Raw genomic sequence first — 22,911 nt, forward strand, 5'->3', positions numbered from 1 at the left:
GGCATATGAAGTGGCATCAAGTCGCGGACCAATGGGCTTCATCTTGCATCCCGCGCCGTTTCTGGGCTTGGCGGGGGCGGGAGTTGACTCGCAGGTCCGCTTTTTTATGCAGAATTCAGTCGCGGCACCGTACTTGTAGGAGCGGGTTTACCCGCGAAGAAGGCGGCGCGGTGGATGGCACCGGCTTCGCCGGTGTTCGCGGGTAAACCCGCTCCTACGGGGGACCTTGCGAGCAGGCAGCGTGCGGGTCAATGGAACATGAACAAGGTCTCGTTGGAGAATTGCGCCTCGAACTGATGCGCCGGCATCGGCCGCCCGAACAGATAGCCCTGCACCTCGTCGCAACCATGCTCGCGCAGAAACTCCAGCTGTTCGTGGGTTTCCACGCCCTCGGCGATGACTGCCAGGTTGAGGCTGTGGGCCATGGCGATGATCGCCCGGGCAATCTGCGCGTCCTGCTCGCCTTCGGGCAGGCCGTCGACGAAGGTACGGTCGATCTTCAGGACGTCGATGGGGAACTGCTTGAGGTAGTTGAGCGACGAGTAGCCGGTGCCGAAGTCGTCTACCGCAATGCTCAGGCCAAGGTTCTTCAGGCTGGCAAGAATCTGCAGCGCCTCGTTTACCTCGCGCATCAGGATACTTTCGGTCAACTCCAGTTCCAGGCATGCCGGCGGTAGTCCGCTTTCTTCCAGGATGTTGGCAATCCGCGTGCCCAGCTGGCCGTCGGAGAACTGCCGCGCCGAAATATTCACCGACACCTTTGGCACCCGCACCTTGGCCTTGTGCCAGGCCTTGAGCTGGCGGCTGGCCTCGCGCAGCACCCAGTCGCCCACGTCCACCACCAGGCCCAGTTCCTCGATCACCGGGATGAAGTCGCCCGGCGGCACCAGGCCGCGGGTCGGGTGACGCCAGCGCAGCAGCGCTTCGGCGCCGGTCAGGCGCTTGCCGTCGCCGCTGAACTGCGGCTGGTAATAGAGGATGAACTCGTTCTGCTCCATGGCATGGCGCAGGTCGCTTTCCAGCTCCAGGCGCTCCAGGGCGCTGGCGTTCATTTCGGCCTGGTAGAACTGGAAGTTGTTCTTGCCGCGTTCCTTGGCGTGGTACATGGCGGTGTCGGCGTTCTTCATCAGCTGGCTCAGCTCACTGCCATCCTGCGGGCTGAGGGCGATGCCGATGCTGGCGGTGACGAAGAACTCGCGGTTTTCCAGTACGAACGGCCGCACCAGGCTGCCGAGGATGTTTTCGGCCACGTGGATGGCGCGGTTCAGGGCCATTTCACGGGTGGGGCGCGGCTGCAGCAGCAGGGTGAACTCGTCGCCGCCCATGCGTGCCACCGTGTCGTCGTCGTCCACGCAGGCCAGCAGGCGCAGGGCCATGTCCTTGAGCATGCGGTCGCCGGCCGCATGGCCGAGGGAGTCGTTGATCGGTTTGAAGCGGTCGAGGTCGAGGAACATCAGCACCACCCAGGCTTTCTGCCGCTCGGCCTGCTGCAGGGCGTTGTACAAACGGTCCTGGAACAGTGTGCGGTTGGGCAGGTGGGTAAGGGCGTCGTAGTAGGCCAGGCGGTGGATGCGCTGTTCGCTGGCCTTGCGCTCGCTGATGTCGGTGAAGAAGCATACGTAGCTGGCCAGGTCGCCTTCGTCGTCCAGTACCGCGGTGATGCCGACCCAGGCCGGGTAGTGGTCGCCGTCACGGCGCTTGAGCCACACCTCACCTTCCCAGCTGCCGCGCTGATGCAGTTGCTTGACCACATAGCGCAGGTGGCCTTCCTGCTGTTCGTCGACAGTGAGCATGCCCGGCAATTGGTCGAGCACTTCACTGACGGCGTAACCGCTCACGCGGCTGAACGCTTCGTTGGCCTGAACGATATAGCCGGCCGGGTCGGTGATGAGGATCGCCGACGTGGAGTGTTCGAATACGGTCGCGGCCATGCGCAGGTCTTTTTCGGCACGGCGTTGCTGGCTGATATCGCGGCCCACCCCGAGTACGCCTTCGAAGCGCTGGTCATCGTCCCACACCAGCACCAGGCGCAGCTCGATCGGGATCTTGCGGCCATCGGCGCGCAGGCAGTCGAACAGGAACAGTTGGGTGGGTAACTGGCTGCACAGTTGCGCCATCTGCGCCGGATCGACCATGGCCTTGCTGACGCGCTCCATCAGGCTGTAGATGCCGGTGAGCTGGGCCGGGTTGGCGACGATGGACTGCCAGCCGTTGGCGAAGATCCAGTCGGCCTGGTAACCCAGCACGCTCTTTACCGAGGGGCTGACATAATTGAGCTTGAGCTGGCTGTCGGTGGAGAAGATCACGTCGCTGATGCTTTCGGCGAGCATGCGGTAGCGTTGCTCGCTGTCACGTAGCGACTGGCTGGCCTCGATCTGAACGGTCACATCCTTGCCCACACCGATGATGCGCGTAACCAGGCCTTCGGCGTTGCGGCTCAGCACCTGCTCGCGGATGTCGTAGCAGCGCCAGCTTCCGTCGCGGTGGCGGAAGCGCAGCTGGCAGTGCAGCGGTTGGTCATGACCGCTGTCGCGCTGTTGCCGGCGCAGTGCCTGGTAGTGTTCGGCGTCCTCAGGGTGCAACAGCAGCTCCCAGAAGCGGTCGCCCATCTGGGTCAGCTCGGTGCGGTCGTAGCCCAGAGTCTGGCCGAGGTGGCGGTTGCTGAAGATCATCCGTTGGCTGGGCACATCCTGCACATACAACTGGTCGGGTACGGTGCGTACCACGTCCGACCAGAAGCCTTCGCGTTCCAGTAGTGACAGCTCCACCTGTTTGCGGCTGGTGATATCGCTGATGCTGAGGATCACCGCCTGGTAATCACGACGCTGCAGCGGCAGGCGCGCCATCAGCCACAGGTGCAGCTCGGTGCCCTGCGGTGTCGGCAGGCGCACTTCCAGCTCCAGCAACGGGCGTTGTTCGATCAGTGCATCGATCAGTTGCATGCCAACGCTGTCTCGACTGTCGCCAGTGCCATCGATCAGCCGCTGCCAGGCACCTTCGTGGCAGTCGATGTTCAGCAGTTGGCGCGCCACTTGGTTGACCTCGGTGATCTTCAGCTCCAGCAGTAGCGAGCGGCGCAGGTTCGGGTCCAGCGCCAGGCTGTGCTTGAGCGCGGCCCGGTTACGCAGGTGGTAGCGATCGAGCTGGCCGGGCAGGCTGGACAGGTCGAGCACGCACAGGGCAACGCCAGTGCCTTCAAAAATTTCCTGATAACGCCGGCGGTCTTCCTGCAGCGCCCGCTGGCGGCGACGCATGTTGATCAGCGCCAGCACCGGCAGCAGGGCGCAGACCAGCACCAGCAGGCATTTGCCGAGCAGCGCCGGCAATAACGTTTGCCGGGCCAGTTTGGCGTCGAACAGACCGCGCAGCTGCCAGGTGCTGTTTTCGATGAACGCCAGCATCACGCTTTGCAGCGGTTCGTTGCTGGTGTTGGTTGCGGCGTGGCGCAGCAGCACCTCGCTGCTGCGGCTGTTTTCCAGCAGCCACAGTGGGTGGCCACTGCCCTCGAGGTGGAGGGTGAGCTCGCGGTAATAGTCCGGTGACAGGCGCAGTAGCCAGTAGCCGCGACCCTGTGCGGCATCCTGGTGCAGCAACAGGTACAGGATGTGGTTGTCGGCCGAATTGGTGAAGAAGTACGGGCGTCCCTGGCTCAGCGCGAGCAACTCATCAAACAATGTGCGGTCGGGGCTGCCGGCCAGGCTGTCGGCGCGCAGCTGCCCGGTGTTGTCCAGCCAGGCCACGCTCTGCAGGGCGGGGAGGCGCTCGCGCAGGGTGCCGATCAGACTGGGCAGGGCGGCAGGTCTTGGTGCATCAAGGTAGGGTTGTACCACGTTCACGGCCTGCTGCGCCTTGAGCGCCATGTTCAGGCTCAGGTGGTCGGCCAGTTCCGCGGAGGCGTCCAGGCTCTGTTTGCGCAAGTCGGCCTGGGTATGATTGAACTGGGCGAACAGCTGCCACAGCAACAGGCCCAGCAGGATCAGGGCCAGCAGCGCCAGCGCACCCTTGATCGACCCGCGCAGGAGAGTAGCGGGTGCTTGTGGTGCGGAACGCAATGACGACGGATGAGTAAGGTTGGTCAAGCGTTGATCCTGCGATTGGGCTGGCGATGGCAGGGAAGGATCGTACACGGTGCGTGCCGGCGCCGGGCTTGCGCACCGCGGTGGCGCACTATAAGGCCGGACACCCGAAACCGGCTAGCATGCCTCGGATTATGGCAAAGTGCCAGCCATGCTGACCGATGGTGGCTGCCCGGTGGTTCGGCAAGCCCCTGTAACCTGTGCGAGAATAGCGCCCGCTTCACATGACAACGCATCGGAGATGTTCGGTTTTGGTTACTCACTTTTCCTCCAATGGCCTCGATTCCGCCTGCGGGCGCAGCAGTCAGACCCTTGTCAGCACTGCCGTGACCGAGGACGTATCCTGCAAGTCTTGCCAGCGTTCGCTGGGCAAACCCGAGGCGGCCGCTGCCGCCAAAAGCAAGGCCCCATCGCTGGCTGAACTGCGCAAGACTGCCAAGGTGGCAGTAGAGCCGGCTGTTGCAGTACCGGCGGTCAAGCCGGGAGCCAAGGTGGTCAGCACTGCGCCTGCACCTGGCAAACCGGCCAAGGCGGCCGAGCAGCAACCTGCCCGCAGCGGCGCCTTCAGCGTGAAGTCCGCCTGGGCCGCGCGCCTGGCCGAGCAGGGCGACCGTTGCCGCCTGCCGCGGGGCAAGGCCAAACAGCGTCACGTCTGAGCCTCTTCGGCTGCTGTGCCGGTCCTTTCGCGGCTAAAGCCGCTCCTACAGGTACTGCATTGCCCTTGAAGGCAGTCAGATCCCTGTAGGAGCGGCTTTAGCCGCGAAGAGGCCAGGACAGGCAATAGATTCCCCCAGGGATCACCCCGATCACACCCCACCATCGGCCCCTTCTATGCAACGCCGCGCGTTGGCGTAGAATGGTCGACTTTGTTCAATGACACCCCGTAAACACATCCCCCTGGCCACCGCGTGCCGGGGCGATCGGTGATGTCTTTACCTATCTGATTAGAGGGCTTGGTTTTGGCTCAATACGTCTACACCATGCATCGGCTGAGCAAGGTCGTGCCGCCGAAGCGGGAAATTCTCAAGAACATTTCCCTGTCGTTCTTCCCAGGCGCCAAAATTGGCGTACTTGGCCTGAACGGCGCCGGTAAATCGACCCTGCTGCGGATCATGGCGGGCGTCGACAAGGAATTCGACGGCGAAGCCCGTCCGATGCCCGACATCAACGTGGGTTACCTGCCACAGGAACCGCAACTGGACCCAACCAAGACCGTGCGCGAAGTGGTCGAGGAAGCGGTCAGCGTCATCAAGGACGCTCAGGCCCGCCTGGACGAGGTCTACGCGGCCTACGCCGAGCCGGATGCCGACTTCGACAAGCTGGCCGCCGAGCAGGCCAAGCTGGAAGCCATCCTGCAGGCCGCTGATGGCCATAACCTGGAGCGCCAGCTGGACGTCGCTGCCGACGCCCTGCGGCTGCCTGCCTGGGATGCGCGCATCGAACACCTGTCCGGTGGCGAGAAGCGCCGTGTGGCCCTGTGCCGCCTGCTGCTGTCGGCCCCCGACATGCTGCTGCTCGACGAACCGACCAACCACCTGGACGCCGACTCGGTGGCCTGGCTGGAGCGCTTCCTGCACGACTTCCCGGGCACCGTGGTAGCCATTACCCACGACCGTTACTTCCTCGACAACGTCGCCGGCTGGATCCTGGAACTGGACCGCGGCGCCGGCATCCCGTACGAAGGCAACTACTCGGGCTGGCTGGAAGCCAAGTCGGAGCGTCTGGCGCAGGAATCCAAGCAGCAGAGCGCCCACGAGAAGGCCATGAAAGAGGAACTGGAGTGGGTGCGCAAAGGCGCCAAAGCCCGCCAGTCCAAGTCCAAGGCCCGTCTGCAGCGCTTTGAAGAAATGCAGTCGCAGGAATTCCAGAAGCGCAGCGAAACCAACGAAATCTACATCCCGGCCGGTCCGCGCCTGGGTGACAAGGTTATCGAGTTCAAGAACGTCACCAAGGGTTATGGCGACCGTGTGCTGATCGACAACCTGTCGTTCGCCATGCCCAAAGGCGCCATCGTTGGCGTGATCGGTGGTAACGGTGCCGGTAAGTCGACCCTGTTCCGCATGTTGATGGGCAAGGAGCAGCCGGACTCGGGCAGCATCGAGATCGGTGAAACCGTGCAGTTGGCCTGTGTGGACCAGAGCCGTGAGGACCTGGACGGCGCCAAGACCGTGTTCCAGCAGATCTCCGACGGTTCCGACCAGATCCGCATCGGCAACTACGAGATCCCTTCGCGTACCTACGTTGGCCGCTTCAACTTCAAAGGTGGCGATCAGCAGAAGTTCGTCAAGGACCTGTCCGGTGGTGAGCGTGGCCGCCTGCACCTGGCCCTGACCCTGAAGGAAGGCGGTAACGTTCTGCTGCTCGACGAACCGTCCAACGACCTCGACGTCGAAACCCTGCGTTCGCTGGAGGAAGCCCTGCTGGACTTCCCGGGCGCCGCGATCGTGATTTCCCACGACCGTTGGTTCCTGGACCGCGTGGCTACCCACATCCTGGCGTACGAAGACGACTCGAACGTGGTCTTCTTCGAGGGTAACTACACCGAGTACGAGGCCGACCGCAAGAAGCGTCTGGGTGATGCTGCTGCCCAGCCGCACCGTGTACGGCACAAGAAACTGGCCCAGTAAGCCGGTTTACTGGCGCACAAATATGGGGCCACAAAGGGCCCCATTTTTGTGCCTGGCGGAAGGCTGGGAGCGGGGTAATTGGGATGGATTTTGTATACACTTACATAAAACGCACCAAATAATTTCATAAAAACGACATCTCGCCCTGTTCCGGTGCGATTGCTTCTTGGTACATTCCTGAAAAAACCAATAAGTCCAATCCTCTTGGTGAGATGTCTACCATGATCGAATCTGTCGACGATTTCCTTGCACGCCTAAAGCAACGTGACCCTGGTCAACCAGAATTCCACCAGGCCGTAGAAGAGGTGCTTCGCACCCTGTGGCCATTCCTTGAAGCCAACCCCCACTACCTGCAGTCCGGTATCCTGGAGCGCATGGTCGAGCCTGAGCGCGCCTTGCTGTTCCGCGTCTCCTGGGTCGATGATCAGGGCAAGGTGCAGGTCAACCGCGGTTACCGCATTCAGATGAGCAGTGCCATTGGCCCGTACAAGGGTGGCCTGCGCTTCCACCCGTCGGTGAACCTCAGCGTGCTGAAGTTCCTGGCCTTCGAGCAGGTGTTCAAGAACTCGCTGACCTCGCTGCCCATGGGCGGCGGCAAGGGCGGCTCGGACTTTGACCCGAAAGGCAAGAGCGACGCTGAAGTGATGCGCTTCTGCCAGGCGTTCATGAGCGAGCTGTATCGCCACATCGGCGCCGACTGCGACGTACCGGCCGGTGACATCGGCGTGGGTGCCCGCGAAATCGGCTTCATGTTTGGCCAGTACAAGCGCCTGGCCAACCAGTTCACCTCGGTGCTGACCGGCAAGGGCATGACCTATGGCGGCAGCCTGATCCGTCCGGAAGCCACCGGCTATGGCTGCGTTTACTTCGCCGAAGAAATGCTCAAGCGTCAGGACAAGCGTATCGACGGCCGCCGCGTGGCGGTGTCTGGTTCGGGCAACGTCGCCCAGTATGCTGCGCGCAAGGTCATGGACCTGGGCGGCAAGGTGATCTCGCTGTCTGACTCTGAAGGTACCTTGTATGCAGAAGCCGGGCTGACCGACGCCCAGTGGGACGCCTTGATGGAGCTGAAAAACGTCAAGCGTGGCCGTATCAGCGAGCTGGCCGCGCAGTTCGGCCTGGAGTTCCGCAAGGGCCAGACCCCTTGGAGCCTGCCGTGCGACATCGCCTTGCCGTGCGCCACGCAGAACGAGCTGGGCGCCGAAGATGCCCGCACCTTGCTGCGTAACGGCTGTATCTGTGTGGCCGAAGGCGCCAACATGCCGACTACCCTCGAGGCTGTGGATATCTTCCTGGACGCCGGCATTCTGTATGCCCCTGGCAAGGCCTCCAATGCCGGCGGCGTCGCCGTGTCGGGCCTGGAAATGTCGCAGAACGCCATGCGCCTGCTGTGGACTGCCGGTGAAGTGGACAGCAAGCTGCACAGCATCATGCAGTCAATTCACCATGCATGCGTGCACTACGGTGAAGAGGCTGATGGTCGTATCAACTACGTCAAGGGTGCGAACATCGCGGGCTTCGTGAAAGTGGCCGATGCGATGCTGGCTCAGGGCGTGGTCTGATCTGAGACGGTAGGGGGCCGCTTTGCGGCCCATCGCGACGCAAGGCCGCTCCCACAGGCTGGACTGCACCCGAGAAGTTGGACACCCATCCAACCCTTGGGGGCAGTCAAGGGCCTGTGGGAGCGGCCTTGCGTCGCGATGGGCTGCAAAGCAGCCCCAGGCCCTCAACCCTCACCCAGAATCTCAACCACCTCTATCACCTGTTCCCCCACCGGCCGCTGCCAGACCACCTCATCACCCGGCCCAGCCCCGAGCAATGCCCGCCCCAATGGCGAACCCCAGTTGATCAAGCCCCGCCCGGCATCCGCCTCATCCTCGCCCACCAGCTGCACCACCTGCTCCTGGTCCTGCGCATCGACAAACCGCACCCGGCTACCAATCTGTACCTTGCTATGGGAAGTCGCCGCGGGTACCACCTGGGCGCTTTGCACCCGCGCGCTGAAGTAGCGCAGATCCCGCTCGGTATCGGCCAGCCGTTGCTTGTCACCCCGTTCGCCCTGCGCCTGCAGTTCGCTGCGCAAGGCATTCAGCTCGGCCACACGCGTTTGCAGCTGGCGCAGGCCGCTGGCGGTGACGTAGTTGGGTTGTTCGCTGATGCGCCGCTCAACCGGTTGGTCGGCCTGGGCGGCGGCTTGGTCCTCGTTGACGAATGCTCGGCTCATGAAGGGCCTCCTTGTGCGTGAGACCATCATGGCAGGCCGCCGGTTTAAAGGAATGTCCGTTTGCGACTCAGTTGTGGCGATAGGCCTTGGCTGCGCCGCGGTCTTTTTCCTGCTCCCACTCGCGGTCACGCTGGTCCCAGAAACGCTCGTGGTATTGGCGCTGTTCTTCGCTGTTCTGCATGGCATGACACTGGCGGAAGCCATCGTCCCAGCCGGTTTCGTACTGACGCTCGTGCAGGTAGCGCGGTACGTTTTTGCGGAAGTTGCCTACCATCAGCCCGGCCGCCTGGCGGCCACTGCTGCAGCCGTCCTGGAAGCCATCCGCATAGGCGGGAGGGTAACCGTGGTTGACCATCTGCTCGTGGGTGGTTTCGCAACCTGACAGCAACAACGCGACGCACACGCCGAACCAGTACCGCGACATAGCCACAAAACCCTCCAGTTGATGGTGGAAAGTCTAGGTGGCTATTTGTCGGGTAGGTGTCAAAACAGTGTCAAAGAGTTGGTTCGGTCATACTGCTTTGCTAGCCTAACCGGCCAATTCGCGGGCAAGCCCGTTCCCACAGGTACTTGCCAGGCCTCGAATCCTGTGGGGACCCTGTGGGAGCGGGCGTGCCCGCGAAAGGCCGCAAAGCGGCCTCAGTAGTGATACCACTTCAGCTCGAGCATCACCTCGTTCTGTGCCGTGGCCAGGTGGCTGAACTCACGCGAAGCGCTCAACCGAAGCCCAAGGTTCTGGCTGATTTCCCACTGCTGGTTCAGGCTTACACTGCGCCGCACTTCGCCGTTGGTGAAGTAATCGCCCTTGGCCTCCAGCGTCATGTTGCCCAGCGCGTTGCGCCAGAGCAGGCCGCCATTGAAGCCTGCCGCCGGGGCAATGAATTGAGCGAAGTCGTTGTGATGCTCGACCCGCACCGTGCCCAAGGCAAATCCCAGCAAACCGTCGGCCAGCTGCCAGGTGCCGCCAGCGCCGCCATTCACATGGCTCACCAGCACTTCGTCGTCATGCTTGCCCGGTACCCGCTCCAGCCCGCCAGCCACTTGCCATGACCAAGGCTTGAGCAGCTCGTTACGGGGTGTCAGTGAACGGATGGTGGCCAGGTCCAGGCGCTGCACCTGCCAATCATTGCCTTCATACTGGCGCAGCTTCAATTGCAGGATTTCGATCTGTGCGCCCAGCGGGAAGCCATAGGCGTTGTCATTCAGGTCGTGGTAGGCCATGCGCAGGCCATATTCGGCGTAGGCGCGGTCTTCGCGGGTGCCCACGCCCAACTGCCAGGTGCGCGAGTCATGGCCATCCTCGGGCAACCCGGGGCGCTCGATCTGCAGGGGGGGCGGTGGGTTGCTGTTGATCGCCCGTAGCAACTCGAAACTGCGCTTGGCCTGTCCTGGATCGCGTTCCTGGCCATTGGCCCGATACCGCTCAAGGCGATACGCGGCATCTTGCACCAATGCTTGGCGTTCACGAGGCAGCGCCTGGAATTCAGGGCTTTGCAATTGCGCAGTGTCGGCGCTTACAGCCAGCACCTGGCGCTTTTCGTTGAGCTCGAGTGGCTCGGCCCTGGCCAGCAATTCACGTTCGCGAGAGGGGCGGTAAGTTTCGCTGGCGACCAGGCCAGACTGTTTCACGGCTTTTACCGTGTCGGTGGGAATGGCGGTCAGCGGGAACTGAGACGTCAGGTCCAGGCTCGGCCGGGCCACTTGCAGCAGCTCCAGCAGACGATACGAGCAGTTCTCGTCGAAGAAGAAGTAATCGAACTGGATCTGCTTCAACTCCCATACGTGCTCGACCATGCGTCCGGTTTCTTCGGGGGTCAGGTCCAGCTGGTATTCCCACAGGTCGCGGTTTTCCAGGCTGCGGTATTCGGACAGTTTTTCCTGGTAGGGCATTAGCGCGAACAGCCCTGGGTAGCCACCCATCAGGCCTTTCCAGGCGTACAGGATGCTGTTGTCGCTGCCTTCGATATAGGCACCGAAGTTGATCGCGTAGCTCAGCAGCGTGGTGTCGTCGCTGCGGGTGTTGGACTGGTCGATGCGCAGCAGGGTGTGACCGAACATCGACGACGGGCTGTTCAGGTAGGCTGCCGGGAAGATCAACGCGGCGCTGTGCGGGTCGATCGACTGGTACCAGGTCTTGAATTCCTGGCAATCCGGTTGCGGCAAGTCTTGCAGGTCGAGCTGTTCGCGCAGCCAGCGGGTGCGCGCGGGGAATACGCACTGGGCGTGCTTGTCACCGAGGCTGGCCGGGGCATACAGCGCGTCGACCGTAGCCTTGAGTTCCTGATCCGGATGGTGCGCGCCCTCTGCGGCGAGGAAGAACGCATCATCATCCACATAGCTGCGCCAGCCGCCGAGCTTGGCGGTTTCGTAATGACCAATGGCGAGCCAGTAAGGGGTATTGGCCAATTGCTGGAGACGGCCTGGATCCAGCACAGGGGCGGCATGAACAGGGGCGCAGGCACACAGCGCCAGGCAAGCGAAGCGTTTGAGCATATCGGGCAACTACTTCTTGACGATGCCGAAAAAGGCGAAACCCGCCCCAGGGGTGGGGCGGGAGCAGCTGTGCTTAGGCCTCGGTAGCGTATTTGGCCAGGCGTGGGTCGCTCTTCAGAACGGCCAGGGTGTTGCTGTGGACAGTTTCGGCAGTGACGTCGGCGCTGCTGAAGATCTGGTTGAAGTGCTGGTGGGTGACCGAGTTGAAGTAGCTGCGGTCCTCCGGCGCTACGCCGAGAACGACGGCATAGGTGGTCAGAGCTTCGCCCTGGCCCATGGCCATGTCTTCGGACAGCTCGTTCATCATGCCGTTCATGGCGAACCAGGACTTGCCGCCATAGGTCAGCGAAGCCCTGGTCGAGCAGCCGTTGGTACCGGAGGTCATGCCGAAGGTGGCGTTACCGGAGGTGCCGTTGGTGGTAGAAGCCAGGAAGTGTGCCGGCGTGCCGCGCTGGCCTTCGAACAGCATGTTGCCCCAGCCGCAGTTCGGGCCGCCTGGCGCTTCGGCCATGGCGTTCAGCGAGACCACGGTGAACAGAGTACCCAGAAGAATCCGTTTCATAGCATTTGTTCTCTTTGTCTTAACCAAGGGTCAGGGTTTCTGGCAACTCGGTTGCCAGGTCGGGAAAGCTTTTCACCCACCCGCGCAGCTTGGAGTTTAGGCATGATCTAAAGGTTGCGTTGTTGATTGCGAAAAATTTGCTGTCACATGACTGCACCGGCTGCGACATAAAGTCCCGTGGAGCCTTGCAAGGCGCGCGCGGGCAGCGCCAGAATGCTGCTTATCTGCCCCGCCGAAGTAAGGAAACCCAATGCCCGATCCTGTCGCTGCGCGCCTGCGTCTTGCGCCTGAAGCCCTGACCCGGCGTTTCTCCCCCGAGCAGTTTGCTTTTACCCATACCGACGATCTGGAGCCGTTTCGCGGAGTCCTGGGCCAGGAACGTGCTGTCGAGGCCCTGCAGTTCGGCGTGGCCATGCCGCGCCCCGGTTACAATGTGTACGTGATGGGCGAGCCCGGCACCGGGCGCTTCTCGTTCGTCAAGCGCTACCTCAAGGCCGAGGGCAAGCGCCAGCAGACCCCGGCCGACTGGGTCTACGTCAACCACTTCGACGACACCCGTGAACCACGCGCACTGGAGCTGCCGTCCGGGAGCGCCGCCGAGTTCATCAGCGACATGGGCGGATTGATCGACAACCTGCTGTCGACGTTCCCGGCGGTGTTCGAACACCCGTCCTACCAGCAGAAGAAGGGCGCCATCGACCGCGCTTTCAACCAGCGTTATGACCGCGCGCTGGATGTGATTGAGCGCGCGTCGCTGGAAAAGGACGTGGCCTTGTACCGCGATGCCAGCAACGTCGCCTTCACGCCGATGGCTGATGGCAAGGCGCTGGATGAAGCGGAATTTGCCCAATTGCCGGAAGAGGTGCGCGAGCAGTTCCACGAGGACATTGCCCTGCTTGAGGAGCGCCTTAACGAAGAACTGGCCAGCCTGCCGCAATGGAAGCGCGAATCGAACAACCAGCTGCGCCAGCTCAACGAAGAAACCATCATGTTGGCGCTGCAGCCGTTGCTGGCGCCGCTGTCGGAAAAGTACGCCGAAAACGCGGCGGTTTGCGCCTACCTGCAATCGGTGCAGTTGAACCTGTTGCGTACCGTGGTCGAGCAACTGGTCGATGACAGCAAGTCCGACGCCGTGGCCCGCAAGCTGCTCGAAGAGCAGTACGCGCCCAGCCTGGTGGTGGGCCACCATGCTGACGGTGGGGCGCCGGTGGTGTTCGAGCCGCACCCAACCTACGACAATCTGTTTGGCCGTATTGAATACAGCACCGACCAAGGTGCGCTGTATACCTCCTATCGCCAACTGCGCCCCGGCGCGCTGCACCGTGCCAACGGCGGCTTCCTGATTCTCGAAGCCGAGAAGATGCTGGGCGAGCCGTTCGTATGGGATGCGCTCAAGCGTGCGTTGCAGTCGCGCAAGCTGAAGATGGAGTCGCCAATCGGTGAGCTGGGCCGTGTTGCCTCCGTCAGCCTGCAGCCGCAGGTGATTCCGCTGAACGTCAAACTGGTGATCATCGGCTCGCGCCAGCTGTACTACGCACTGCAGGACCACGACCCGGACTTCCAGGAGATGTTCCGCGTGCTGGTGGACTTCGATGAAGACATGCCGATGGTCGACGAGAACCTGGAGCAGTTCGCCCAACTGTTGCGCACTCGCACCAACGAAGAGGGCATGGCGCCGCTGACCAGCGACGCGGTGGCGCGTCTGGCCACCTACAGTGCTCGTCTGGCCGAGAACCAGTCGCGCCTGTCGGCGCGTATCGGCGACCTGTTCCAGCTGGTCAGCGAGGCTGATTTCATTCGCCAACTGGCCAGTGACGAAATGACCGACGCAGGCCACATCGAGCGGGCGCTCAAGGCCAAGGCCACCCGTACCGGCCGCGTGTCGCAACGGGTGCTGGACGACATGCTCGCCGGCATCATCCTGATCGACACGGAAGGCGCTGCCATTGGCAAGTGCAACGGGCTGACCGTGCTGGAAGTGGGCGACTCGGCGTTCGGCATGCCAGCGCGTATTTCGGCAACCGTGTACCCGGGCGGCAGCGGCATTGTCGATATCGAGCGTGAGGTCAACCTTGGCCAGCCGATCCACTCCAAAGGGGTGATGATCCTCACCGGTTACCTGGGCAGCCGCTATGCCCAGGAATTCCCGCTTGCGATCTCCGCGAGCATCGCCCTGGAGCAATCCTACGGCTACGTGGACGGCGACAGCGCCTCGCTGGGCGAAGCCTGCACGCTGATCTCGGCCTTGTCGCGCACGCCGCTCAAGCAGTGCTTTGCCATCACAGGCTCGATCAACCAATTTGGTGAAGTGCAGGCGGTGGGTGGGGTCAACGAGAAGATCGAGGGCTTCTTCCGCCTCTGCGAGGCCCGTGGCCTGACCGGCGAGCAGGGGGTGATCATTCCGCGTGCCAACGTCGCCACCCTGATGCTTGACGAGCGCGTGTTGCAGGCGGTGGAGAACGGCATGTTCCACGTCTACGCGGTCAGCCAGGCTGATGAAGCGCTGAGCCTGCTGGTGGGCGAGGAGGCCGGGGTACTCGACGACAAGGGGCTTTTCACCGAGGGCAGCGTCAATGCCCGGGTGGTGGAGCGCCTGCGTGAAATTGCCGAGATGATCAGCGAGGAAGATATCGAGAAGGCAGAAAAGGAACGCCTTGAAGACGTGATTGCCCAGGCCAAACCGGTCTGAGTCAATAAACTGGCGCTAGCGGCGATGTGCTACCGTTCAGCGCCAGTTTTTCATCTTTCTGAACGATTCCTCTATGCTGGAACTTAAGGACAGAATCAGGTTCAGGATGGAAACAGCCTGATACTCAGGCTGAACAAGGCTCTTTGGAGGGGACGCGGCCATGCGCAACCTCAGCCTCACACGCCAGTGCCTGGGCCTGGTGACTCGTATCGAATGCAGCATTCGTCCACTGGCCGGGGATAACGGCATGTGGACCCTGCTGTTCGCCGCCGGCATGGCCGGTGAACAACCCTCCGCGATCAAGGCACAGGGGCCGTTTCACGGGCCGCTGGTGGCCGAATCGGTGCTCAATGCCATTGTCGACAGCCTGACCACGCATGGTTATCAGGTGGCCGAAGACCCGCAGATCTGGTGTCTGCATTTGCAGGCGCAGTTGCGGCGGATCAATGGCGAGCGGTGCCGGAATCTTGGGGATTACCAGTTTCATCCTGAGACCTGAAGAATGTCGGGGCCGCAAAGCGGCCCCCGGGCTTTTGCTGTAACAGGTGGCTGGCTATACTCGCCGTCGCTTTTCTAGTCACCTGATGAGTCCTGAACTTCATGGAACGTATCCTCGAAAACGCGATGTATGCCTCGCGCTGGCTGCTCGCCCCGATTTACTTCGGCTTGTCCCTCGGTCTGCTGGCCCTGGCACTGAAATTTTTTCAGGAAGTGGTCCACGTCCTGCCCAATGTCTTCGCGCTGAGCGAAGCTGACCTGATCCTGGTGATCCTGTCTCTGATCGACATGTCGCTGGTCGGCGGCTTGCTGGTGATGGTGATGATTTCCGGCTATGAGAACTTCGTCTCGCAACTGGACATCGATGAAAGCAAGGAAAAGCTCAACTGGCTGGGCAAGATGGACTCCTCGTCGCTGAAGATGAAGGTTGCCGCGTCGATCGTGGCGATTTCGTCCATTCACCTGCTGCGGGTGTTCATGGATGCGCAAAACATCTCCACCGATTACCTGATGTGGTACGTGATCATCCACATGACCTTCGTGGTCTCGGCGTTTTGCATGGGCTACCTGGACAAGCTGACCAAGCACTGAGTCCCGCCAGGCCTCACTGCAACTCCTGTGGGAGCGGGCATGCCCGCGAACACCGGCAAAGCCGGTGCCAGCCACCGCGTGGCCTGCTTCGCGGGCACGCCCGCTCCCACAGAGATCGAGGCTCAACTGACGAGTGGCGTCAGTCATGCCTTGCGCATTCTCCCTTCCTGTACAAAAAATGAGCTCTCATGCGTGGTTCCCATCGCGAGGTGCTCTCATGAACCTGCATCAGCTCAATACCGAGGCCAGGGCTGGCCATGTCGACGAACTGAACCTGATCGCCATCGAAGGCGGTGACTACCTGCTCGAGGCCCGGGTCAAAGGCCATCCTCACCCCCTGTCCGATACCCGCGGTGAACGCTTGCGCGTGCACTCGGTGGAAGATGCGCGCAAGTTGCTGCAAACCATCCCCATGGTCTCGATGAACCTGGTGCACTGGTCGGTGCAGGATGAAATGTGTGGTATGGGGACGCATCCGGAAGAAGACCTGAAGGTGCCGATTTCCCAGCGTTCGGCCTGGTAGCTGCTCGCAGCGCCCCAGTGTGCTAGGCTGCTCGCCCTTTTTATCAAGGGCGCGGCTGCACTGCGCCCTGCAGTGGAGCACGACAATGTCCGAACTCAACCTGTCTACCGATGAAACTCGCGTCAGCTACGGTATCGGCCGTCAGCTGGGCGGCCAGCTGCGCGACAACCCGCCACCTGGCGTCAGCCTGGAAGCCATCCTGGCCGGCCTGACCGATGCCTTCAACGGTGCCGACAGCCGCGTCAGCGAAGCCGACCTGTCGGCCAGCTTCAAGGTCATCCGCGAGGTGATGCAAGCCGAAGCTGCAGCCAAGGCCGAAGCCGCCGCTGCCGCTGGCAAGGAATTCCTGGTCGAGAACGCCAAGCGTGAAGGCATCACCACGCTGGCTTCGGGCCTGCAGTTCGAAGTGCTGACCGCCGGCGAAGGCGCCAAGCCGTCTCGCGAAGACAACGTGCGTACCCACTACCACGGCACCCTGATCGACGGCACCGTGTTCGACAGCTCCTACGAGCGTGGCCAGCCGGCTGAGTTCCCGGTAGGCGGCGTGATCGCTGGCTGGACCGAAGCCCTGCAGCTGATGAACGCTGGCAGCAAATGGCGCCTGTACGTGCCAAGCGAGCTGGCTTACGGCGCCCAAGGCGTTGGCAGCATCCCGCCGCACAGCGTACTGGTGTTCGACGTCGAGCTGCTCGACGTTCTGTAAGGTCGTTGGGGCCGCTTTGCGGCCCGTTCGCGAGTAAACCCGCTCCTCCCTGTAGGGGTAGGGGTCACCCGCGAAGAGGCCGGCCCTGCCGGCCTCAATTCCAGTCTGTCCCCCCAGGGCGCAATGCCCGCGAATAGCAGAACAGAAACAGATTCCGTACCAGTTCCTTGAGCACCCCCGGCTCACTCGAATTCAGCCCGCTCATGTCCAGGTCACCCTGCTCACGCAGTTCGTCGAGGGCTGCTTCTTCAAGGACCGCGCACACTTCGCCGGTTTCCCGATGAAGAATGCGCAGGTAGGGGTGAGGGCGTTCCAGCCAGGCGTCGATCAGATAAGTCATGGCGATTCTCCTTGGATAGCAGTTCCAATGAGAATAATTCTTATTACTGGAATGGCAAGCGCCAATTGCCGGATTTTTCTGTGATCAGACTTTGCGGACGAACTCGGACTTCAGTTTCATGGCCCCGATGCCGTCGATTTTGCAGTCGATGTCGTGGTCGCCATCGCACAGGCGGATGTTCTTGACCTTGGTGCCGACCTTGACTACCAGCGACGAACCTTTGACCTTGAGGTCCTTGATCACGGTAACGGTGTCACCGTCCTGCAGGATGTTGCCGACCGAATCCTTTTTCACCACCTCGTCGCTGGCCGCCTCGGCATCGCCGCTGGCCGACCACTCGTGGGCGCATTCAGGGCAGATCAGCTGAGTGCCATCCTCGTAGGTGTATTCGGAGTTGCATTTTGGGCAGGGTGGCAGAGTGCTCACTTCGGTTCCTCAAACAAACAGACGGGCGGTTAAAAGCCCACATTGTAAAAGGTATTTTCCCGGAAGTGATTATGTCCGGACAAAAACATCGCGGGCAAGCCTGCTCCCACAGATGGTGTAGGAGCGGGCTTGCCCGCGAATGAATGCGACTCGGTCTGTCAGTGCGTACGCGCGACCGCAAACTCGCTCAGCTCAACCAGCGCATCCCGGTATTCACTGGCAGGCAGCACTTCGAGGCAGGCGATGGCGCGTTTCACGTAATCGCGCGCCAGCTCGGCGGTGTACTTCAGTGCGCCCGATTCCTCGACCGCAACGCGAATCTGCTCCAGATCCTCCAGGCCACCCTTCTGGATCGCCTGGCGTACCAGTGCAGCCTGCTCGGCAGAGCCTTCGCGCATGGTGTAGATCAGCGGCAGGGTAGGCTTGCCCTCGGCCAGGTCGTCACCGACGTTCTTGCCCAGGGTCTGCGAGTCACCCTTGTAGTCCAGCAGGTCGTCGACCAGCTGGAAGGCCACGCCCAGATGGTCGCCAAAGGTCCGCAGGGCTTCGCGCTGCTCGTCGGTGGCCTGGGCCAGCGCCGCAGCGCTGTGGGTAGAGGCTTCGAACAGCATCGCCGTCTTGCCGCGAATGACCTCCATGTAGACTTCCTCGGTGGTGCTGGCGTCGCGTACACGCGACAGTTGCAGCACTTCACCTTCGGCAATCACCCGGGTGGCCTTGGACAGGATCTGCATGACCGGCATCGAGCCCAGTTCGACCATCATTTCGAACGAGCGCGAATAAAGGAAGTCGCCCACCAGTACGCTTGGCGCGTTGCCCCACAGGGCATTGGCGGTAGAGCGGCCGCGGCGCATGCCGGACATGTCGACCACGTCGTCGTGCAGCAGGGTGGCGGTGTGCAGGAACTCGATGGTGGCGGCCAGCAGGCGCAGGTCGTCGCCTTCGCGGCCCAGGGCCTTGCCACACAGCAGTACCAGCAGGGGACGCAGGCGCTTGCCACCGGCGGACGTGATATAGTCGCCGATCTTCGATACCAGCGGCACGCGCGAGGTCAGCTGCTTCTTGATGATCTCGTCGACGGCGCTGAAATCATCAGCCACCGCGCGGTAGAAGGTTTGGGGTTGCATCGGCTGCTCCAGTGAGGTTGCGCGGCATGCTAGGTCGCGGGTCCCGGTGTGTCAAGGCGCTGTGCCAGCTGGCCGGGGGCGGCACTTGCAAGCAAAACCGCGGTTGCGTACAATCGCGCACCCTAACTTCCTGGGCAGCACCTGCCTTACGCAATTGCGCCGGGCCGTTCCAGCCCTGTGCAGCCATGCCAGCCAATACTCATCATATAAAGCGCTGGGTGAGCAGGATTATCGGAGAAATACCATGTCTTACGCAGTAATCGTTACCGGCGGCAAGCAGTACAAAGTCGCTGAAGGTGAATTCCTCAAGATCGAAAAACTGGAAGTCGCCACTGGCGAATCCGTGACCTTCGATCGCGTTCTGCTGGTCGCCAACGGTGAAGAAGTCACCATCGGTGCTCCAGTTGTTGCTGGCGCTAAAGTAGTGGCCGAAGTCGTTTCGCAAGGCCGCCACGACAAGGTTCGCATCATCAAGTTCCGTCGTCGTAAGCACCACATGAAGCGTATGGGCCACCGCCAGTGGTTCACCGAGATCAAAATCACCGGCATCCAGGCTTAATCCCCTAGATCCCCTGAATTTATTTGGAGAATTGAACCATGGCTCACAAGAAGGCTGGTGGTAGTACTCGTAACGGTCGCGACTCAGAATCGAAACGCCTTGGCGTGAAGATGTATGGCGGCCAGGTTATCAAGCCAGGCAACATCATCGTCCGTCAGCGCGGTACCGAATTCCACGCTGGCTACGGCGTTGGCATGGGCAAGGACCACACCTTGTTCGCCAAGATCGAAGGCGTGATCAAGTTCGAGAAGAAAGGCGAGTTCATGCGCCGTTACGTGAGCATCGTCGCCGCTTAATCGCGACGTCGCTCCAGAAGCCCCGTCATGCGACGGGGCTTTTTCGTTTGTGGTGAGCCTCTTGCAAAGCTGTTTGTCTGGGTTGCCGGCGTTGGTTTCTACGGTCGTACGGGGCCGCCGCGCTCATTTTTGCAAGAGCCTCATGTTTTTGAGTCATTCAGCTCGTCTGCCGACGAGAGGCGGTTTTAATGAAGTTTGTTGACGAAGTATCCATTCGGGTCAAGGCCGGTGACGGTGGCAACGGTTGCATGAGCTTCCGTCGCGAGAAGTTCATCGAGAACGGCGGCCCTAACGGCGGTGACGGCGGTGACGGCGGCTCGGTGTACATGATTGCCGACGATAACCTGAACACCCTGGTCGACTACCGCTACACCCGTCACCATGAAGCCCAGCGTGGCTCCAACGGCGGTAGCACCGACTGCACCGGCAAGAAGGGTGAAGACCTGTTCCTGCGCGTGCCGGTCGGCACCACCGTGATCGATGCTTCCACCCAGGAAGTGATCGGTGACCTGGTTACCCCTGGCCAGAAGCTGATGGTCGCGCAAGGTGGCTGGCACGGGCTGGGCAACACCCGTTTCAAGTCGAGCACCAACCGTGCGCCGCGCCAGACCACCCCAGGCAAACCGGGTGAGCAGCGTGACCTGAAGATGGAAATGAAGGTGTTGGCCGACGTCGGCTTGCTGGGCTTGCCCAACGCCGGCAAGAGTACCTTCATCCGTTCGGTCTCGGCCGCCAAGCCGAAAGTCGCCGACTACCCGTTCACTACCCTGGTGCCAAACCTGGGCGTGGTCAGCGTCGACCGCTGGAAGAGCTTCGTCATCGCCGATATCCCCGGCCTGATCGAAGGCGCCTCTGAAGGTGCCGGCCTGGGTATCCGCTTCCTCAAGCACCTGGCGCGTACGCGGGTGCTGCTGCATCTGGTGGACATCGCGCCGCTGGACGAAAGCAGCCCGGCCGATGCCGCCGAAGTCATCGTCAACGAGCTGACCCGCTTCAGCCCGTCGCTGGCCGAGCGTGAGCGCTGGCTGGTGCTGAACAAGGCCGATATGGTCATGGACGACGAGCGTGACGAACGTGTGCAGGAAGTGATCGATCGTCTGGAGTGGGAAGGCCCGGTCTACGTGATCTCGGCTATTTCCAAGCAGGGCACCGACAAGCTCAGCCACGACCTGATGCGCTACCTCGAAGACCGCGCCGACCGCCTGGCCAACGACCCGGCCTACGCCGAAGAGCTGGCCGACCTCGACCAGCGCATCGAAGACGAAGCCCGTGCCCAGCTGCAGGCCCTGGACGACGCCCGCACCCTGCGTCGTACCGGCGTCAAGAGCGTGCACGACATCGGCGACGATGACGGTTGGGACGATGATTTCGAGGACGACGAAGACGGTCCGGAAATCATTTACGTGCGCGACTGATCGGTTGCAGTACACTAAACGCCGCTCTCTGGAGCGGCGTTTTTGTATCCACGGTATCTACAGATTCGACATAGGTTGGAAGAAGATGCGAAGCAAGGTGACGGGCGCCAAGCGCTGGGTCGTTAAGATTGGCAGTGCTCTGCTGACCGCCGATGGCAAGGGCCTCGACCGCGGTGCAATGGCCGTTTGGGTCGAGCAGATGGTCGCGCTGCGTGAGGCAGGCGTGGAGTTGGTTCTGGTCTCCTCCGGGGCCGTGGCCGCCGGTATGAGCCAGCTGGGCTGGACCAAGCGACCGAGCGCGATGAACGAGCTGCAGGCGGCTGCCTCGCTCGGCCAGATGCGCCTGGTGCAGGCCTGGGAGTCGAGCTTTGGGGAGCACGGGAAGCACACCGCGCAGATCCTGCTGACCCATGACGACCTGTCCGACCGCAAGCGTTACCTGAATGCCCGCAGCACCCTTCGCACCTTGGTCGATCTGGGCGTGGTGCCGGTGATCAACGAAAACGACACCGTGGTCACCGACGAGATCCGCTTCGGCGACAACGACACCCTGGCGGCGCTGGTGGCCAACCTGGTCGAGGCCGACCTGCTGGTGATCCTCACCGACCGCGATGGTATGTTCGATGCCGACCCGCGCAACAACCCCGAAGCGCAGTTGATCTACGAGGCCCGTGCCGACGACCCCTCACTGGATGCCGTAGCTGGCAGTACTGGTGGCGCCCTGGGCCGAGGCGGCATGCAGACCAAGCTGCGTGCGGCGCGCCTGGCTGCCCGTTCCGGTGCCCACACCATCATTATCGGTGGCCGCATCGAACGCGTACTGGACCGCCTGAAGGCGGGCGAGCGCCTGGGTACCTTGCTGTCCCCTGAGCGCGGCATGCTCGCTGCGCGCAAGCAGTGGCTGGCCGGTCACCTGCAAACCCGTGGCACCCTGGTGCTGGATGCCGGTGCCGTGCAAGCGCTGCGCCAGGCCAACAAGAGCTTGTTGCCGGTTGGCGTGAAGACTGTGCAGGGCAGTTTCCGTCGTGGCGAGATGGTGGTGTGCGTCGGCCCGGACGGTGTTGAAGTGGCTCGCGGCCTGGCCAACTACAGCGCCCTGGAGGCGCAGAAGATCATTGGTCAGTCGTCCGAAGCCATCGAGTCGATCCTTGGCTACAGCGCCGAGCCGGAACTTGTACACCGCGACAATCTGGTGCTGGTATGAGCCTGCTGAAGAACGTAATCGCTGTGGCAGCGTGCGTGCTGCCGATGTTGGCCGGCGCCGAAGAGGTCGGCCAGGTGTCCACCGTGTTCAAGTTCCTCGGGCCGAACGACCGCATTGTGGTCGAGGCGTTCGACGACCCGAAGGTAGAGGGCGTGACGTGCTATCTGTCGCGTGCCAAGACTGGCGGGGTAAAGGGGGGCTTGGGGCTTGCCGAGGACCGGGCGGAGGCATCGATTGCCTGTCGTCAGGTCGGGCCGATCAACTTCAAGGGTGAGCTCAAGGATGGCGAGGAAGTGTTCAAGGAACGCACCTCGCTGGTGTTCAAGACCATGCAGGTGGTGCGCTTTCTCGACAAGAAGCGCAACACGCTGGTGTACCTGGTCTACAGCGACCGCATGATCGAAGGCAGCCCGCAGAATGCGGTGACTGCTATTCCGATCCTGCCTTGGGCTCATTGATATCCCGCTCCTGCATACGCATCGGTGGTTGGACGCAGGTCGTCGTAGGAGCGGGTTCACCCGCGAAAGGGCCGGACCTGCTGGCCAATTTCCACCCGCC

Annotated in this window: 21 protein-coding genes; 13 read left to right on the forward strand and 8 right to left on the reverse strand. The window is 62.0% G+C overall.

The window, feature by feature from the left end; all coding sequences use genetic code 11:
- Nucleotides 1-248: 248 nt before the first annotated feature.
- Nucleotides 249-4,079, reverse strand: a complete 3,831-nt coding sequence (locus tag ACF8EF_RS14040; protein ID WP_392460860.1) for an EAL domain-containing protein — start codon at nt 4,077-4,079, stop codon at nt 249-251.
- Between the two features lie 248 nt (nt 4,080-4,327).
- Here ACF8EF_RS14040 and ACF8EF_RS14045 point away from each other — a divergent pair, with 248 nt between their 5' ends.
- The 3 genes from ACF8EF_RS14045 to gdhA all read left to right on the forward strand — a co-directional run bounded on the left by ACF8EF_RS14045 (nt 4,328) and on the right by gdhA (nt 8,265).
- Nucleotides 4,328-4,732 (forward strand): hypothetical protein, encoded by a 405-nt coding sequence (locus tag ACF8EF_RS14045; RefSeq protein ID WP_176685616.1) that lies wholly within the window; start codon nt 4,328-4,330, stop codon nt 4,730-4,732.
- A gap of 303 nt (nt 4,733-5,035) precedes the next feature.
- Complete coding sequence (gene ettA, locus ACF8EF_RS14050; RefSeq protein WP_003247499.1) at nt 5,036-6,703, forward strand: energy-dependent translational throttle protein EttA; 1,668 nt, start codon at nt 5,036-5,038, stop codon at nt 6,701-6,703.
- Nucleotides 6,704-6,924: 221 nt separating this feature from the next.
- On the forward strand, nt 6,925-8,265 hold the full coding sequence (gene gdhA, locus ACF8EF_RS14055; RefSeq protein WP_392460861.1) for an NADP-specific glutamate dehydrogenase: 1,341 nt from the start codon (nt 6,925-6,927) through the stop codon (nt 8,263-8,265).
- A gap of 164 nt (nt 8,266-8,429) precedes the next feature.
- On the opposite strand, the gene ACF8EF_RS14060 is transcribed toward gdhA, so the two are convergent.
- From ACF8EF_RS14060 to ACF8EF_RS14075, 4 genes are all read right to left on the reverse strand, one after another.
- Nucleotides 8,430-8,927 (reverse strand): GreA/GreB family elongation factor, encoded by a 498-nt coding sequence (locus ACF8EF_RS14060; protein WP_176685618.1) that lies wholly within the window; start codon nt 8,925-8,927, stop codon nt 8,430-8,432.
- 67 nt (nt 8,928-8,994) lie between these two features.
- A complete protein-coding gene (locus ACF8EF_RS14065; RefSeq protein ID WP_176685629.1) occupies nt 8,995-9,351 on the reverse strand; it encodes a hypothetical protein in 357 nt (118 codons plus the stop codon).
- A 215-nt stretch (nt 9,352-9,566) separates the two neighbouring features.
- Nucleotides 9,567-11,420, reverse strand: a complete 1,854-nt coding sequence (locus ACF8EF_RS14070) for a DUF4105 domain-containing protein (protein WP_176685619.1) — start codon at nt 11,418-11,420, stop codon at nt 9,567-9,569.
- Nucleotides 11,421-11,493: 73 nt separating this feature from the next.
- Entirely contained in the window at nt 11,494-11,982 is a 489-nt protein-coding gene (locus ACF8EF_RS14075) for a DUF3015 domain-containing protein (protein ID WP_021784170.1), read from the reverse strand.
- Between the two features lie 250 nt (nt 11,983-12,232).
- On the opposite strand from ACF8EF_RS14075, the gene ACF8EF_RS14080 reads away from it, so the two are divergent.
- From ACF8EF_RS14080 to ACF8EF_RS14100, 5 genes are all read left to right on the forward strand, one after another.
- On the forward strand, nt 12,233-14,671 hold the full coding sequence (locus ACF8EF_RS14080; protein ID WP_392460862.1) for a Lon protease family protein: 2,439 nt from the start codon (nt 12,233-12,235) through the stop codon (nt 14,669-14,671).
- A gap of 160 nt (nt 14,672-14,831) precedes the next feature.
- Nucleotides 14,832-15,170: a hypothetical protein gene (locus ACF8EF_RS14085; RefSeq protein WP_176685621.1), complete on the forward strand. Its 339-nt coding sequence runs from the start codon at nt 14,832-14,834 to the stop codon at nt 15,168-15,170.
- 101 nt (nt 15,171-15,271) lie between these two features.
- Nucleotides 15,272-15,760, forward strand: a complete 489-nt coding sequence (locus tag ACF8EF_RS14090; protein WP_003247486.1) for a TIGR00645 family protein — start codon at nt 15,272-15,274, stop codon at nt 15,758-15,760.
- A 217-nt stretch (nt 15,761-15,977) separates the two neighbouring features.
- Nucleotides 15,978-16,283: a DUF6482 family protein gene (locus ACF8EF_RS14095; protein ID WP_014589631.1), complete on the forward strand. Its 306-nt coding sequence runs from the start codon at nt 15,978-15,980 to the stop codon at nt 16,281-16,283.
- An 85-nt stretch (nt 16,284-16,368) separates the two neighbouring features.
- Entirely contained in the window at nt 16,369-16,986 is a 618-nt protein-coding gene (locus ACF8EF_RS14100) for an FKBP-type peptidyl-prolyl cis-trans isomerase (RefSeq protein WP_176685622.1), read from the forward strand.
- A gap of 94 nt (nt 16,987-17,080) precedes the next feature.
- Here the strand turns inward: ACF8EF_RS14100 and ACF8EF_RS14105 are convergent, their stop codons facing one another.
- The 3 genes from ACF8EF_RS14105 to ACF8EF_RS14115 all read right to left on the reverse strand — a co-directional run bounded on the left by ACF8EF_RS14105 (nt 17,081) and on the right by ACF8EF_RS14115 (nt 18,879).
- Nucleotides 17,081-17,326, reverse strand: coding sequence for a hypothetical protein (locus ACF8EF_RS14105; RefSeq protein WP_176685623.1), 246 nt, complete (start codon nt 17,324-17,326; stop codon nt 17,081-17,083).
- A gap of 84 nt (nt 17,327-17,410) precedes the next feature.
- Entirely contained in the window at nt 17,411-17,752 is a 342-nt protein-coding gene (locus ACF8EF_RS14110; RefSeq protein ID WP_009686103.1) for a zinc ribbon domain-containing protein YjdM, read from the reverse strand.
- Between the two features lie 158 nt (nt 17,753-17,910).
- A complete protein-coding gene (locus ACF8EF_RS14115; protein WP_209968080.1) occupies nt 17,911-18,879 on the reverse strand; it encodes a polyprenyl synthetase family protein in 969 nt (322 codons plus the stop codon).
- Nucleotides 18,880-19,123: 244 nt separating this feature from the next.
- On the opposite strand from ACF8EF_RS14115, the gene rplU reads away from it, so the two are divergent.
- From rplU to ACF8EF_RS14140, 5 genes are all read left to right on the forward strand, one after another.
- The gene (gene rplU, locus ACF8EF_RS14120) at nt 19,124-19,438 is read left to right on the forward strand and encodes a 50S ribosomal protein L21 (protein ID WP_003247466.1); all 315 of its coding nucleotides are present in this window, start codon (nt 19,124-19,126) and stop codon (nt 19,436-19,438) included.
- Nucleotides 19,439-19,476: 38 nt separating this feature from the next.
- Nucleotides 19,477-19,734, forward strand: a complete 258-nt coding sequence (gene rpmA, locus ACF8EF_RS14125; RefSeq protein ID WP_003247464.1) for a 50S ribosomal protein L27 — start codon at nt 19,477-19,479, stop codon at nt 19,732-19,734.
- A 188-nt stretch (nt 19,735-19,922) separates the two neighbouring features.
- The gene (gene cgtA, locus ACF8EF_RS14130) at nt 19,923-21,149 is read left to right on the forward strand and encodes an Obg family GTPase CgtA (RefSeq protein WP_176685625.1); all 1,227 of its coding nucleotides are present in this window, start codon (nt 19,923-19,925) and stop codon (nt 21,147-21,149) included.
- Between the two features lie 85 nt (nt 21,150-21,234).
- A complete protein-coding gene (gene proB / locus ACF8EF_RS14135; RefSeq protein ID WP_176685626.1) occupies nt 21,235-22,353 on the forward strand; it encodes a glutamate 5-kinase in 1,119 nt (372 codons plus the stop codon).
- Nucleotides 22,350-22,811: a CreA family protein gene (locus ACF8EF_RS14140; protein WP_176685627.1), complete on the forward strand. Its 462-nt coding sequence runs from the start codon at nt 22,350-22,352 to the stop codon at nt 22,809-22,811. Before proB ends, ACF8EF_RS14140 begins: the two co-directional genes overlap by 4 nt.
- Nucleotides 22,812-22,911: the final 100 nt, after the last annotated feature.

Source organism: Pseudomonas sp. zjy_15, from assembly GCF_043101865.1.
GTDB lineage: Bacteria > Pseudomonadota > Gammaproteobacteria > Pseudomonadales > Pseudomonadaceae > Aquipseudomonas > Aquipseudomonas putida_Y.

Coding starts and splice junctions, on each gene's coding strand:
- proB (WP_176685626.1), top strand. CDS start 21,235: ATGCGAAGCAAGGTGACGGGCGCCAAGCGCTGGGTCGTTAAGATTGGC.
- rplU (WP_003247466.1), top strand. CDS start 19,124: ATGTCTTACGCAGTAATCGTTACCGGCGGCAAGCAGTACAAAGTCGCT.
- ACF8EF_RS14075 (WP_021784170.1), bottom strand. CDS start 11,982: ATGAAACGGATTCTTCTGGGTACTCTGTTCACCGTGGTCTCGCTGAAC.
- ACF8EF_RS14105 (WP_176685623.1), bottom strand. CDS start 17,326: ATGACTTATCTGATCGACGCCTGGCTGGAACGCCCTCACCCCTACCTG.
- rpmA (WP_003247464.1), top strand. CDS start 19,477: ATGGCTCACAAGAAGGCTGGTGGTAGTACTCGTAACGGTCGCGACTCA.
- ACF8EF_RS14140 (WP_176685627.1), top strand. CDS start 22,350: ATGAGCCTGCTGAAGAACGTAATCGCTGTGGCAGCGTGCGTGCTGCCG.
- ACF8EF_RS14085 (WP_176685621.1), top strand. CDS start 14,832: ATGCGCAACCTCAGCCTCACACGCCAGTGCCTGGGCCTGGTGACTCGT.
- ACF8EF_RS14080 (WP_392460862.1), top strand. CDS start 12,233: ATGCCCGATCCTGTCGCTGCGCGCCTGCGTCTTGCGCCTGAAGCCCTG.
- gdhA (WP_392460861.1), top strand. CDS start 6,925: ATGATCGAATCTGTCGACGATTTCCTTGCACGCCTAAAGCAACGTGAC.
- ACF8EF_RS14095 (WP_014589631.1), top strand. CDS start 15,978: ATGAACCTGCATCAGCTCAATACCGAGGCCAGGGCTGGCCATGTCGAC.
- cgtA (WP_176685625.1), top strand. CDS start 19,923: ATGAAGTTTGTTGACGAAGTATCCATTCGGGTCAAGGCCGGTGACGGT.
- ACF8EF_RS14070 (WP_176685619.1), bottom strand. CDS start 11,420: ATGCTCAAACGCTTCGCTTGCCTGGCGCTGTGTGCCTGCGCCCCTGTT.
- ACF8EF_RS14115 (WP_209968080.1), bottom strand. CDS start 18,879: ATGCAACCCCAAACCTTCTACCGCGCGGTGGCTGATGATTTCAGCGCC.
- ACF8EF_RS14060 (WP_176685618.1), bottom strand. CDS start 8,927: ATGAGCCGAGCATTCGTCAACGAGGACCAAGCCGCCGCCCAGGCCGAC.
- ACF8EF_RS14090 (WP_003247486.1), top strand. CDS start 15,272: ATGGAACGTATCCTCGAAAACGCGATGTATGCCTCGCGCTGGCTGCTC.
- ACF8EF_RS14100 (WP_176685622.1), top strand. CDS start 16,369: ATGTCCGAACTCAACCTGTCTACCGATGAAACTCGCGTCAGCTACGGT.
- ACF8EF_RS14065 (WP_176685629.1), bottom strand. CDS start 9,351: ATGTCGCGGTACTGGTTCGGCGTGTGCGTCGCGTTGTTGCTGTCAGGT.